The following is a 14000-nucleotide window of genomic DNA, read 5'->3' as shown; positions in this document are numbered from 1 at the left end:
AATATTTCATCCAAATCAAGGGAAATCATTCTCGTTGACCTATAAGGCCTGTTGTCGGTAGTTATCTTACGCTGACAAGCGATTTTCTTTTATACAACCATGAGCCTAATAAATAGGCACAAATTCCCCATAAGGTAAGAATCCCGATGCCTAACCAAAGCGAACTAGAGAAAATACTAACTTCATAGACCATACTATCCCTTAATCCTTCTGCAAAATAGGTAAGAGGAAGTATTGTGGAAACAGGCTGAAGCCAATCTGGCATCATTTCAATTGGAAAGAATATCCCGCTTAAAAACATCATGATGAAGCTTAGGATATTTGCCACACCCATATACGCCTCGGTTGTTTTGCTAAAGGAAGAAAAGAAATATCCCAGCGCATTAAAAGAAAGTGCCCCAATTAGAAAGATGACAAGCAAGCTAGCAAAATTTATATATAGATTAGCCCCGAATAAGAGGACACCGATTAGGCTCAACAGTATAATCTGGATGATGCTAAACACAAGGCGCATCACCATATCACTTAAACCAAACAAACTCATATTTGCTGGGGTCATTCTTAGTCGTTTAATCAGACCTTTGCGTTGCATATCGACTAAGTCCACCATCCCGAACATTCCACCTTGAGAAATAGCTAGTGCAATCATCCCAGTTAGTAGAAAATCAGAATAATCTAAGTTTGATTCACCTGCTGATACCGAGACGTATTCAATCTCATAGGTAGGAGTAGCACCAACAATAGCCAAATTCGCTTGGTGCAGAATTTTATCCAGTGTAGCAGAGACTGCTTGGGTGGATGTGCTTTGCTCATCTTCTTTATTCATAATGAGTTCAACGGACGTAGATTCTCCCGATTCAGGCAAGACAATGGCTGCGCTAACTTCTTGTTCTTTTACCCATTCTTCAGCTTGTTCGCGACTCACTGGTTTCCCAGTCTTTAGCTCAACAATTTGAATTTGTTCTAATTGTGTGAATAACAATTCTGAGGTTTGATTTGGTTGTTCATGCACAATCGCCACTTGTGTTTGAAATTCTTCGTTCGAATCAGAACCAAAAATGAGCATGAAAATACTCATTAAAATGACTGGGTAAAATATTCCCCAAAACCATGCTTGCTTTTCACGAAAAGTCATCCTTAATTGTGCAAAAAACATTTGCTTGAATTGCTTTAGATTCAAGTTAATCCCTCCATTCTTTGCCGGTGTAAGCAATAAACACGTCCTCAAGGCTCATTTCACGAATGGAGACTTGTTCAAGCAAATAGTCTTTTTCTTTGGTGAATTTAAATAAATTTAAGAGAGTATCTTCTGGGTTTAATGTCCAAAGTTTTAGAGAGGTACCTTCTCGTTCTGTACGGATAACAGATTCAAGTTGATTTGAAAATAGTTCACCGTCTAGGGCAGCGGTTTCTCCATCTTGAAAAGATAACCTCACTTCCCGTTCTTTGGTTAGTTTTTCTATGAGATTTGATGGGGAGTCTAATGTTACGACACGTCCTTGGTCGACAATACAAACACGGTCACTTAATTTTTCGGCTTCTTCCATATAATGCGTGGTCAAAATCGTCGTTTTGTTTAAGCTTTTTAATTGGGTTATGATCTCCCAAATGTTCCGCCGTGCTTGGGGGTCAAGACCTGTAGTGGGTTCGTCGAGAAAAATGATTTCTGGATCGCTAATCATGGCAAGACCAATCGCTAGACGCTGTCGCTGTCCACCTGAGAGCTTTTTAACTTGATTGTTTTGATGGTCGGTTAAATTGACAATCTCAAGAATTTCCGCTGTTGAACGTGCTTTGTCGTAAAAGGAGGCAAATAAATCTAAATTTTCTTTTGGGGTGAGTAGGTCAAACATTGCACTTGATTGAGGTTGAACACCAATCTTCTTTTTGATCTCGATGGCGTGCTGTTTCCAGTTTAATTCTCCGAAATGGATTTCTCCAGTATCTGGAGCCACTAGTCCCTCAATCATTTCTAGTGTCATCGTTTTGCCGGCTCCATTTGGTCCAATAATTGTAAATACTTCGCCAGGTTCAACAGAAAAACTAATACCCTGTACGGCATGGATATCCCCAAACGATTTTTGCAATTGGTTCACTTCTAAGATGGGCATTTTTTCTTCTCCCTTGATTCGAGCCATACTATATATATTTTCAAGGGTGGGAAAACTTTCTATTTAATTTAAATTAGAAAAGCATTTATCAAAAAAGGAAACTGGTTTATTGATTGTTTTAATTGGAAATGTCCTTATTTGAATACAAAAGGGAATTAATAGTGAGGGAGGTATAAATAGTGGTATATAGTTGCGTGTGTCAGGAAGCAGAGAAAGACTCTGCTTCTTATCTGTTATTATCTTCTGTAAAATTATCGACAGCCTTAGCAGTTGCATCAACAGCGTTCATCGCAGCATCTTCTGTTTCTTCCAGTGCTCGGTGGACGGAATGAAACGCAGCGCCGGCACCATCTTTAATTTTTTCAGAAACGGGTTCATTTTTCTCGCGTTTATCGTTAGCCATTCGTTATCACCTCCAAACAACACTAGTTTGTCTTAATAAGTTAGAAATATGCTATTTCTGATTTTGCAACAAACATTTCACGCGTAACCGTACATCTTTGGCAAAGAATTAATTAAACTTAATGGATCAGATTGCATATTTTTCTTCTCTTTTCTACCTTTTGATTCAGTACGGTTTATTTCTTTTAAATAGGCTCTTATTTAAAATTTTGTTGCTATTCGGGAAAAATGAAGAGAAATCACTTTATTTTCACTGAAAAGGACTTTTTTAGATTAGGAGAAAAGGGGCCAGCAAACACACAAAATGGCTGATTCAACGTTAAAATCAGCCTTTTAATAATAGGTCTTAGAATGAGTAACATTCTCATTCAAGAAATTGTCATGAAGATGAAGACGGGATGCATGCTCAAGGAGGTTTATCTAACAAAATGTTACAAGTGCTAAGGAATGGGAGCAGGTTGTGAGTGAAACCGAAAAAGCTTTCAGTCCAGTTGATATTTTGGTAAATAATGCTATGACTAGCAAGATTGACTCGATTGAGGAAATTTCGAAGGAAGAATACTGAAGAATCATTGATATTAATTAAGTTTCAGTATTCTTGGGATGTAGAAGTGATTCCAACGATGAAAGAAAGCGGAAAAGGTTCGATTGTCAATATTCTTCAATTAATGGGTTTGTTGGCGGAGCGATTGGTTATACAGATTCGAAGCACACTGTGATGTCCATTCAGGAGTGATTGAAACGCTTATGATTATGATTGCAAGAAGACTCCAGAGAGGCCAATGAGCAACTTTGCGAAATTCATTCCAAATGGGCGAGTAGCATAGCCTTAATTACGGACGATTGTCGTCTTATTCCGAGCGTCCTCCGAGAATTCTAGTAAATTGCACAGGAAAGGAACCTACCGTTGATGGTGATCTAACAGCACAATAAACAAGTGTTAAAAAAAGGAATATACATGTAAGGGAGGCACGAAGCTTGTGCCGCCCTTTCAATCTTGCGACACCTGAATTTGGTGCATCGCTTGAACGTTTTCAGGAAAATGGTTCCTCCAGTCGTCTAGTTGAAGATCATCGTAAGTGAATAGATTGTATTTTTCGGCTTCTACTAGCTCTTTCCCGTATTGAAGAATATCGTTCCGATAGACTTGAAACATTCTTCTTCCGTGCATTTTCCCTCCAAACCAGCCTTTTTTCGCGCCACGTAAAATCTTCACGTATTGTTGTTTCCTTTCTTTTTTATCGATCGTTCCGAGCATACCATTGACGATCCTTGCTGCGTGGGGAATTGTAATATAGCCAGGGTCTAGGTGATAATTTCGCATCATTACACCTCCAATAACATCTTCCTTACTATTCTGTATGGGCAATCATCGAAAAACATGACAAAAAATAATAGAATCGCATGCTGAACTAGAATAAAACGTTTTTATGCAAAACGAACGGATGTATTGAAGAAATAATCGGCAAGAAAGTTAAATGGAAGCATATAAGGAAGGAGGAGAGACCAAAAGGTGGAAACAGTTTTTAAAGCGGAGCGACGCAAAGCCGTTCAAACGAAGAAAGGGAAGTAAAAAAAAAGAGCCTTAAATGGCTCCTTTTTGAATCAGCCTTTAGCTATTTACCTTAAACAGCCATCACTGTATCATTAGTATTTTCAAAACAGGCTTTCTAAACTACTTTAAGCTGTTCCGAGTGTAACTCCGATGCGTTTTAAATATTGACGGTAAGAAATGCTCATCCGATCGCACTTTAAGGATAATTCAACCTGTAAGTCTAATGGAAGTTCCTCTGGTTTTTGATTTTCAACAATTGGTTTATCTTGGATGAAAATCATATCTTGGAATTCAATGGTTTCCTCATCAGTTTGATTGGTTTCATAGTTAAAGGACATAATTCCATATGCGATTGATTTTTCTTCCGAGATAGGGGAAATCAACAGAATAATGACCATTTTGCTATCTGTTTCAGGATCTCGTTTAGTGAAGCGGACAGCAAGTGGGCTAAGGATTTCATACGTATAATAAACGTTTTTGGCTACGCCGGATCCGTCTGGATCAGGTTGAAAAATCGCAATTTCATCACTATAAATACGACCTTCCTCAATGTGAACATTGTAGTCCCCAATGACTGGATGTTCTTGAACCCCAAGAAATCCTTCGTGAACGAATGAAAGGTGCCCTACATCAAGGAAATTTTCAACGACGCGAGGTGGAAGGGCATTCACTTCTTGAGGTCCCCATAAAATATTGCGGTATTTATTATCTGAGAATTCGGTATAGGTGAAAATTTCTGGACCATTATTATTAAAATTGACCCAAACAAACCCATATTTTTCTTGGCAATTATATTTAACTGCTTTTGCTTTTAATGGAATCGAGCGTCCTTCAGGTAGTTGCGGGATTTTCGTGCAATCTCCAGAATCAGCAAATTCCCAACCGTGGTATGGGCAAACGAGGTTTCCGTCCTTTACACAACCTAACGAAAGCGCAGCACCCCTGTGAATACATAAATCTTTAAAAATATGGATGCCTTTATCATTACGGAAAAGAACAATCCGTTCTCCCATTACAATCTTTTGGATAGGTTCCTCTTTTACATCGTCTATTTTACAAACAATAATCCAATCGTTTCTTAAAACACGATCTTCTATGACTTTCATCCTGTACTCCCTCCATAACTTTTGATTCATATCTTCATTTTATGGTGGAAGAGATGTCTAGTCAACTTAAAACTCGAACATTTTTATTAATATCCTAAATAAATATTCGTGTTTGTTGTTTACTTTTAATTCAGAGTTCTTTATAATTCAAGTGGAAAAAGTCCTTGATCTTCATTTTTTCGGTAATTGACAGAAATCAATTTAAAACGGGGGAAGCAAAACAATGAAGCAAAAGAGCGAAAATCCGAACTTAAGTGTCGGAGTGGAGGAGAAAATCAGCCTGGGTAAGTCGATTTTACTGGGGATGCAGCATGTTCTGGCAATGGACCTTTATATTGCTCCAATCATTATTGCAGGACTATTAGCACTTGACGCCATGAATACAACCTTTTTTATTCAAATGTGCTTTCTAGCGGCAGGAATTGCGACGTTAATCCAGACAATCGGCGGAATTCGTCTTCCAGTTGTTCAAGGCCCATCCTATGTTCCGATTGGAGCATTAGCTGCTATTGGCGGGAAGCTAGGATTAGGTGCCGTTTTTGGAAGCTTAATTCCGGGAGCGCTATTAATTGCCATTCTAGGTTATCCATTGAAAGTATTCGCAAAAATGGTAAGAAAATTTATCCCGCCTTTGGTTGGAGGCACGGTTATTGTCATCGTAGGGATTTCACTCATGCCAAGTGCGTTTAATAGTATCTATATGTCACCAGGAAATGTCGGAGATAACGTCATTATTGCCGCTGTATCTGCAGCAGTACTTGTTATATGTATGTTGCTTGGTCGTAAAGCAAAAGGGTATGGAACGTTCTTCCGCTTAATGTCGGTTATCTTAGCGATTCTTGCAGGAACCATCACGGCTTCAATCTTCGGATCCGTTGACTTTTCTCCTGTTAAAGATGCGGCCTGGTTTTCATTTCCTAGTTTCTTCCCGTTTGGGGCACCTGTGTTTGATTTACAAGCGATTTTAACGATGGTCTTTATTTATTTAATTATCTTAATTGAAACAACAGGTACATGGTTTGTCGTATCGACAGTAACAGATAGCGAATTAGATGATAAGCGGTTAAATCGAGCTTCTGTCGGGGAAGGCCTTGGCTGCTTCGTTGGTTCGTTATTCGGAGGTACACCAATGACAGGCTATTCCTCTAATGCGGGGATTATTGCGATTACGGGTGTTGCGAGTAGAATGGCGATTATTAGTGCTGGTGTCATTCTTGTGGTCCTTGGATTAATTCCAAAATTGTCGGCAGTAATTACATGCATTCCTGAACCAGTTATTCAAGGGATTTTTGGAATCGTCTGTGTGGCAATTGCGATGAATGGGTTGAAAGTTATTCAGCATGTCGATATCAACGACCGGAACATGATGGTTATTGGGATTCCTATTCTTTTAACGATTGGAACCTTAGTTTTACCGAAAGAGATTCTATACAGTGTACCTGATTTTGCAAACTATATTCTTTCTTCTGGTACAGCTGTTGGAGCAATCGCTGTCGTAATCTTGAACTTGGTGATCCCCAATGAAAAGATAGACACGAACGAACTACAGCAAAAAACAGCAGAAAAGACTCTATAACCAAACCAAACCAAACCCAACCGATGACTCGAAGACTGAGTCGTCGGTTTGATTTAGATACCATTCCCTTCGACGATTATTGACGCGAACCTGTTAGTTAAATGTTTTCCAATCTATTATGTCAATATAATTTAAGGGGGTTTTTCGTCCGAAATTTATATGAAGGTATTAGTAAACTGTGAAGACTTCTTGTTTTTAATAATAAAAATTAAGACGAAAGACATGAACCTAGTTTCTAGAAAAGTAGGTATTTATAGGTAAATATTCCTTATAAAGGACTAGAGTTTAAAAATAAACTAGGTCATAATTACCGAATTTATAATTTTCATAAATTTATATAACTTTCTTAATATAGTTCTGCTATATTGATTTTAGAGTCGATGGGCTCAAATTAAGTCGAAGGATGGATGTAGCGTATGAAAAAGCGTAGTAAATCCAGTGGAAGAAAAATCTTATCAAGTACTCTTGCACTTAGTTTGTTAGCGACACCTTTTGTTCCTTATAATGTGCTAGCAGCAAAACCTACCGCTCCAAAGGTTCAGTCAGAAGTTGAGCTTCGAATCATGGAAACAACCGACATTCACACAAATTTAGTAAACTTTGATTATTACAAGAATGCCGAAGCTCCTAAGCTGGGTTTGGCGAAAACAGCAACATTGATTAAACAGGCTAGGAAAGAGGCTGACAATTCCGTTTTAGTTGACAATGGCGATCTTATTCAAGGGACTCCACTAGGTACATACAAAGCAAAAATTGAACCTTTAGCAGAGGGCGAATTCCATCCTGTGATAAAAGCAATGAACCTATTAGATTATGACATTGCGACATTAGGGAACCATGAATTTAATTACGGTTTAGAGTATTTAGAAGAAGTCTATGACGATGCAGAGTTCCCATACGTGAATGCAAACGTTTATGTAGACGACAAGGATAACGATCCTACAAACGATATAAATAAATATGCACCATACAAAATAATAAATAAAAAAGTTGTCGATGAAGCTGGGAAAACCAAAGTGATTAAAATCGGCTACATTGGCTTCGTTCCGCCACAAATCAACGAGTGGGATAAAGCGCATCTTGACGGAAAAGTCATAACCAAAGATATTATTGAATCTGCTGAAAAATATATTCCGCAAATGAGAGAAGAGGGAGCTGACCTTGTGATCGCGATGGCTCACTCCGGCTTTAGTGGGAATGAAGCGAGCACAGAAGATACTGTATACGCTCTAAGTAAAGTCGAGGGAATAGATGCCATTACATTCTCGCATACACATAAAGTATTCCCGGCAAAAGATGAGACGAGTTTGGATGCTTTATTTAAAGGTGCAGACGGCAATCCTTTACCTGGAGTTGACAATAACAAAGGAACCATCAATGGTGTAGCTGCAGTTCAAGCAGGATATGGTGGTGGAGCATTAGGAATTATTGACTTAACGCTACAAAAAGTAAAAGGAAAATGGTCGGTTGCTGGTTCCCAATCATCCACAAGAGCAATTGATTCCGTTCAACCAGATAAAGAGATTGTGGAGGCAGTTCGTGCTGATCATGAAGCTACGATCGAGTACGTAAATACTCCAATCGGAACAACCACTGATGATATCTACAGCTATTTTGCTTTGGTACAAGATGATCCATCAATCCAGGTTGTCACAAATGCTCAAAAATGGTATGTCGAAAATTATCTTGCGCTAAATAAACCTGAATTAAAAGATTTACCGATTTTATCGGTAGGTGCGCCTTTCAAAGCTGGACGGAATGGCGTGGAAGAATATACGGAAATTAAAGCAGGGGATTTAACCATCCGCAGTGCCGGAGATTTATATCTTTATGATAATACATTAAAGGCAATAAAGGTTAAGGGCTCCGTTGTCAAAGAATGGATTGAAATGACAGCAGGAAAATACAATACGATTGATCCTAATAAATCAGAGGAACAAGAATTATTGAATCCTAGTTTCCCAGTTTATAATTTTGATGTGATTGATGGCGTGACGTATCAAATCGATGTTACAAAGCCTGCAAAATATGATTCGAAAGGCAATGAAATAAACCCTGAGTCAAGTCGCGTTGTTAATCTTAAATATAATGACCAACCAGTTGATTCGGATCAAGACTTTATTGTTGTGACAAATAACTACCGTGCAGGTGGAGGCGGAAACTTCCCAGGTGTTGCAGGAAGCGAATTAATAGTGGATTCTGCAGATGAAAACCGTCAAATTTTAATGGATTATATTTCTGAAGTAAAGGAAATTACCCCTACAGCGGACAACAATTGGTCGATTGCCCCGATTTCAGGGGATGTGAATGTCACGTTTAAAACTTCACCAAAAGCTGAAGTTTACACAGAAGGAAGTCCGTTCACATATACAGGCAAGACCGACGCTGACGGATTTGGAATCTTTAAGATGAACTTAACCCGCGGCGATAACACACCAGTAAAAGTTCAGCTTTTAGGTGTAAATGACCTGCATGGGCAGTTAGATACTGTTACAAAAGTCAATGATCAACCAGCTGGACATATTGAATATACCGCAGCGGCTTTAAAGCAAGAAGAAGCCACTAACCCGAACACACTGTTGCTTCATTCTGGGGATATGATTGGCGGGAGTCCATTAATTTCTGCCCTTTTCCAGGACGAGCCTACGATTGAAATTCTTGAAGAAATTGGCTTTGATGCGGGAACCTTCGGAAACCATGAGTTTGATGAGGGCATCGATGAGTTAAAACGGATGATGAATGGAGGCGAACATCCAAATGGAACTCCAGGTTATGACGGGATGGATTTCCCGCTTGTAGCAGCAAATGCTTATGATACAAGAGATGGAGAGCTGATTACTGAACCGTATACTGTATTAGAAACTGGCGGTCAAAAAATTGGTGTTATCGGTGTAGTTACCCAAGAAACACCTGAGATGATTGTTAGAAAAGGCAACGAAACTCTACAAATAACAGACGAAGTTGAAGCGATTAACAAGTATTCTGATAAGTTAGAGGAACAGGGGATTGAAGCAATTGTTGTTCTTGCCCACAATCCAGCGGCGCAAACAGGATATACAGACATGTTTGATGCAAGCAGAATTGCCGAGCAAGTCGATGATGAAGTGGATGTGATCTTTTCCGCCCATAACCATGTTAAAGTAAACCGCGTCGTTGACAATAAACTAATTGTCCAAGCTTACTCATACGGCTCTGCATACGCTGATGTGGAAGTCGAGATTGACCCTGCTACGGGAGACATCGTCAATAAATCAGCAGAAATTAAAACAGTGTTCCAAAAAGACTATGATCCAGATCCAGAAGTAGCAGCTATTATGGATAAGTATGAAGAAAAAGCAGAACCAATTAAAGCTCAGGTAGTTGGAGAGTCCTTATCTACGCTTGAAAAAGGATATCCAACAGTCGCGAAAGAGTTTGGTGATTTCGGTCTAGGAAATTTGATTGCGGACGGCATGGTAGCAGCAATGGATGCAGACTTTGCGATGATGAATGGTGGCGGTGTGCGTTCACCTCTTGAAGCGGGGGATGTTACTTACGGAGATTTATTTGCCATCCAGCCTTTCGGAAATGTCCTTAACAAAGTGAAGCTTAGTGGTGAGGATATTCGCGTGATTCTCGACGAACAAATTACGGCTCGCGGACTTGATTATCATATTGCTGGTTTCAATTATACGTATACCTATGATGACGAGGCCAAAACGGGTAAAGTGGTAGATATTACTTTGCCTGACGGAACACCAATTGATCCAACGAAAGAATATTCTGTTGTCGTAAACAATTATATGTATGGCAATATTGGTACAAGTATTGGCAAACTTTCAACTGATATGGAAGTGGGGCCAATTGATTTGGATGCAACAGTTGACTTTGTAAAGTCGTTGACTAAACCTTTCGATTATAAGTCAGAAGGAAGAATTAAAAGAGTTCAATAATGATAGAACGAAAAGGACTGATGAGGTTCCATTGAGGACCCTGCCAGTCCTTTTTACTTTTCAATAAAGTGATTGGTATGACTTTAGCAGGGAAAATGACAACACTCATGACTTCTTTTGGGATTTTTAATGCGTTTGCATTCTTTTAGAATACAAAACACATGGCCTAAATTTTAAACAATTGAAGGGCAATTGGACAAAGTAGCCGATTTCTCGTATGAACTTAGCATTCGATTCATATATTTTTAAAATCATCATTTGGACAGGGGATGCAGTTTATGAAAAGGTTGTTTGTGCTACTCTTTTCTAGTGTTTGTATTGGAATAGGACTCAATATGTTTTTACTTCCAATTCATCTTATCAACGGCGGAATATTCGGGGTAAGTCTGTTAATCAAATATGTTTGGGGCATTAAGATAGGGCACAGTATGATTATGATTAATATTCCTATCTATTTACTATCTTTACTATCTAACAAGACCTATTTTATAAATGCCATCATTGGATTAATCTTTACTTCCACGATGATAGACTTGCTTACACCGTTAATTGGATTGGTACAGCTACCAATCCTCTCTAGTGCCATTTTAGGTGGTATTATAATTGGTGTCGGTATTGGTTCGATGCTTCGACTGAATATTAGTCCCGGAGGGATGGACTTACTAGCCCTTTTAATTTCAAAATCAAAAGGGATCAATCCGGGAATAGTCATATTTTTGATGGATGCTGTAATCATTATCATTGGAATGATTGTATTGAATGACGTTAGGTTAATGTATTCTTTTGTGACAGTCGCTTGTGTGGGAGTATGTGTCATCTTACTGAACACGTTTAAATCGGTAAATATCTATATCAATTAATGGGTTGTTCATCGTTTTTGAAGCAGACTTTATTTAGGAAAAGATAGTATTAAAATATAGTTCGGACAGTCTTTTGAAATGAGTTAATTATCATCTGATTAATTTACGAATTTTAGTAAAAGAAGTACAGAATGGATAAGTTCTGTACTCCTTTTTAATGTTATAAAATTTATTTTCTCTATCTTACGCGTACATGAAAAAATCGATAAATAACGAATCCACATAATCCAATTAACAAGATCTCCATGCCAATTGCAAAACTTGAAACACTGCTATCGATTAAAATTCCTAGTGCTGAACCAATAGGAAAAGAAATGGCTGCTCCCAATACGATCCCTGTAACTAAACCTATTAAAATACCAAGTATTAAACCCATAATCATTACTCCTTTCAAAGTCTTTGGTTGTTATTGATGTTTTTATTATAGTTGGTTTTCACTGCAATGTGATTGTTTTCACAAAGTGAACAAGCTTTTGTTTGAAAAATATAAAAAAATTTTCATATTTTATCTATTGATTCTTTGAGAAGTCTCGTACTTCACATAGATGAGCTGTGAATCAGGGATAGCAACTTTAAGATTGAGATTAGCCTTACTACAGGAAGTTGACCAACTAAAGAGCTTTGTCATCATAGATTAAATTTGAATATTTTTTTAAAAATAGTGTATTGACGAATTTGTATATACAAGATAGAATGAAAACGTAACCAAAACTTGTATATACAAATAAAAATGAAACCGATATCATTCCTTGTACGAGTCGAGGATACAACAAAAAAATAGATATCTTGCCAGATGGTGAGGGGGAGAAAGAATGAGTAAATATCAAGAATCAGCAAAACAGCTTTTAGACCATATTGGTGGAAGCGAAAATATATCAGTTGTTACGCACTGTGTAACAAGAATGAGGTTTGTTTTAAACGATCCCAAAAAAGCGAATGTCGATGAAATAGAAAAAATTGGAATTGTAAAAGGCACTTTTACTCAAGCAGGACAATTTCAAGTCATCGTTGGGAATGAAGTTTCGTCTTTCTACAATGAATTTATTAAAATTGCAGGTGTAAGTGATACCTCAAAAGACGAAGCAAAAGAAGTGGCGAAACAAAATATGAATATTCTACAAAGATTAATCTCGCATTTAGCTGATATCTTTACACCGTTGATTCCTGCCTTAGTTGTCGGTGGTTTAATTTTAGGTTTCAGAAATGTAATCGGTGACATTAAGTTAATGGAAGATGGAACAAAAACCATTGTTGAAATTTCTCAATTTTGGGCGGGTGTTCATGCTTTCCTTTGGTTAATTGGTGAAGCAATCTTCCATTTCCTACCGGTCGGAATTACTTGGGCGGTTGCAAGAAAAATGGGTGCTTCTCAGATCCTTGGGATTGTGCTTGGGATTACGCTTGTATCACCTCAGTTATTGAATGCTTATGGTGTGGCTGGTGCAGAAGAGATTCCATTCTGGGATTTCGGATTTGCACAAATTGACATGATTGGGTATCAAGCGCAAGTGATCCCGGCGATTTTAGCAGGTCTTGTCTTCTCTTATTTAGAACTAAAGTTACGTAAAATCGTTCCAAACTCAATTTCAATGATTGTTGTACCATTTTTATCATTAGTTCCAACGGTTTTACTTGCACACACAATTCTTGGTCCTATTGGTTGGGAAATTGGTTCTTGGATTTCAAATGTTGTTTATACAAGCTTAACATCTGCCTTTGGCTGGCTGTTTGCAGCGGTATTCGGTTTTGTTTATGCACCACTTGTTATCACCGGTCTGCATCATATGACAAATGCGATTGATTTGCAGTTAATGAGCGAGCTTGGGGGCACAAACCTTTGGCCGATGATTGCGTTATCAAATATTGCTCAAGGTTCTGCTGTTCTTGCAATGATTTATATAAATCGTAAAAACGAAGCGGAAAAACAAGTATCAATTCCGGCAGCAATCTCTTGTTATCTTGGCGTGACAGAGCCTGCGATGTTCGGAATTAACTTGAAATACGGTTTCCCATTCTTAGCTGCTATGATTGGTAGTTTAGTAGCAGCCGTGATTTCTGTTGGTAGCGGAGTAATGGCAAACTCCATTGGGGTTGGTGGTCTACCTGGAATTCTATCCATCCAACCACAATTTATGGGAACATTCGCGCTTGCAATGGTCGTAGCGATTATTATTCCAATCGTCTTAACCATGGTATTTAATAAAATGAACCTTGGTAAGGTTGCTTTTAAGAAAAATCGTTAATTGTTATGTCTCTTTTCTCAAACTTTGTTGCCTTTGAACAAAAAATACAATTGAATGAAGTTTCACGTATGAGAACAGAGTGTGCAAACATAATATCAACAACAACCTTTACAAAAATAACCTTTGTTTATGGGGGAGGAACAATCAGATGCTGGTAGTTCCTCTTTTCTATGAATAAGGGCGAAAAAGCTTTTCGATAAGATACACAGACAGGT

General features: G+C 38.2%; 12 protein-coding genes. 6 read left to right on the top strand and 6 right to left on the bottom strand.

Annotation, left to right across the window (positions count from 1 at the left end):
* Positions 1 to 61: 61 nt before the first annotated feature.
* The 3 genes from M3182_RS12830 to M3182_RS12820 form a co-directional block, all read right to left on the bottom strand.
* On the bottom strand, positions 62 to 1180 hold the full coding sequence (locus M3182_RS12830; protein ID WP_251427411.1) for an ABC transporter permease: 1119 nt from the start codon (positions 1178 to 1180) through the stop codon (positions 62 to 64).
* Position 1181: 1 nt separating this feature from the next.
* Positions 1182 to 2111, bottom strand: coding sequence for an ABC transporter ATP-binding protein (locus tag M3182_RS12825; protein WP_251558340.1), 930 nt, complete (start codon positions 2109 to 2111; stop codon positions 1182 to 1184).
* A gap of 226 nt (positions 2112 to 2337) precedes the next feature.
* The gene (locus M3182_RS12820) at positions 2338 to 2514 is read right to left on the bottom strand and encodes a hypothetical protein (protein ID WP_251427417.1); all 177 of its coding nucleotides are present in this window, start codon (positions 2512 to 2514) and stop codon (positions 2338 to 2340) included.
* A 459-nt stretch (positions 2515 to 2973) separates the two neighbouring features.
* Between M3182_RS12820 and M3182_RS26505 the strand changes: the two genes are divergently transcribed.
* Entirely contained in the window at positions 2974 to 3078 is a 105-nt protein-coding gene (locus M3182_RS26505; RefSeq protein ID WP_432806584.1) for a hypothetical protein, read from the top strand.
* Positions 3050 to 3232, top strand: a complete 183-nt coding sequence (locus M3182_RS12815; protein ID WP_251427420.1) for a hypothetical protein — start codon at positions 3050 to 3052, stop codon at positions 3230 to 3232. The genes M3182_RS26505 and M3182_RS12815 overlap by 29 nt, the downstream gene beginning before the upstream one ends.
* Positions 3233 to 3504: 272 nt before the next feature.
* On the opposite strand, the gene M3182_RS12810 is transcribed toward M3182_RS12815, so the two are convergent.
* Both M3182_RS12810 and M3182_RS12805 read right to left on the bottom strand, forming a co-directional pair.
* Positions 3505 to 3840, bottom strand: coding sequence for a hypothetical protein (locus tag M3182_RS12810; protein ID WP_251427423.1), 336 nt, complete (start codon positions 3838 to 3840; stop codon positions 3505 to 3507).
* A 353-nt stretch (positions 3841 to 4193) separates the two neighbouring features.
* Positions 4194 to 5174, bottom strand: coding sequence for an aromatic ring-hydroxylating oxygenase subunit alpha (locus tag M3182_RS12805; protein WP_251558338.1), 981 nt, complete (start codon positions 5172 to 5174; stop codon positions 4194 to 4196).
* Positions 5175 to 5397: 223 nt separating this feature from the next.
* Between M3182_RS12805 and M3182_RS12800 the strand changes: the two genes are divergently transcribed.
* From M3182_RS12800 to M3182_RS12790, 3 genes are all read left to right on the top strand, one after another.
* Positions 5398 to 6750, top strand: coding sequence for a uracil-xanthine permease family protein (locus M3182_RS12800; RefSeq protein WP_251558337.1), 1353 nt, complete (start codon positions 5398 to 5400; stop codon positions 6748 to 6750).
* A gap of 416 nt (positions 6751 to 7166) precedes the next feature.
* Positions 7167 to 10682 (top strand): bifunctional 2',3'-cyclic-nucleotide 2'-phosphodiesterase/3'-nucleotidase, encoded by a 3516-nt coding sequence (locus tag M3182_RS12795; protein ID WP_251558335.1) that lies wholly within the window; start codon positions 7167 to 7169, stop codon positions 10680 to 10682.
* A 278-nt stretch (positions 10683 to 10960) separates the two neighbouring features.
* Entirely contained in the window at positions 10961 to 11542 is a 582-nt protein-coding gene (locus M3182_RS12790) for a YitT family protein (RefSeq protein WP_251558333.1), read from the top strand.
* Positions 11543 to 11720: 178 nt separating this feature from the next.
* On the opposite strand, the gene M3182_RS12785 is transcribed toward M3182_RS12790, so the two are convergent.
* Positions 11721 to 11918: a hypothetical protein gene (locus M3182_RS12785; RefSeq protein ID WP_251427440.1), complete on the bottom strand. Its 198-nt coding sequence runs from the start codon at positions 11916 to 11918 to the stop codon at positions 11721 to 11723.
* A gap of 436 nt (positions 11919 to 12354) precedes the next feature.
* Here M3182_RS12785 and treP point away from each other — a divergent pair, with 436 nt between their 5' ends.
* Positions 12355 to 13785 (top strand): PTS system trehalose-specific EIIBC component, encoded by a 1431-nt coding sequence (gene treP, locus M3182_RS12780; protein ID WP_251558331.1) that lies wholly within the window; start codon positions 12355 to 12357, stop codon positions 13783 to 13785.
* Positions 13786 to 14000 lie beyond the last annotated feature (215 nt).

It is taken from the genome of Mesobacillus maritimus (genome assembly GCF_023715205.1).
GTDB lineage: Bacteria > Bacillota > Bacilli > Bacillales > Cytobacillaceae > Mesobacillus_B > Mesobacillus_B maritimus_C.
The sequence above is the reverse complement of the archived record's forward strand: the minus strand, read 5'-3'. Positions and strand labels throughout refer to the sequence as shown.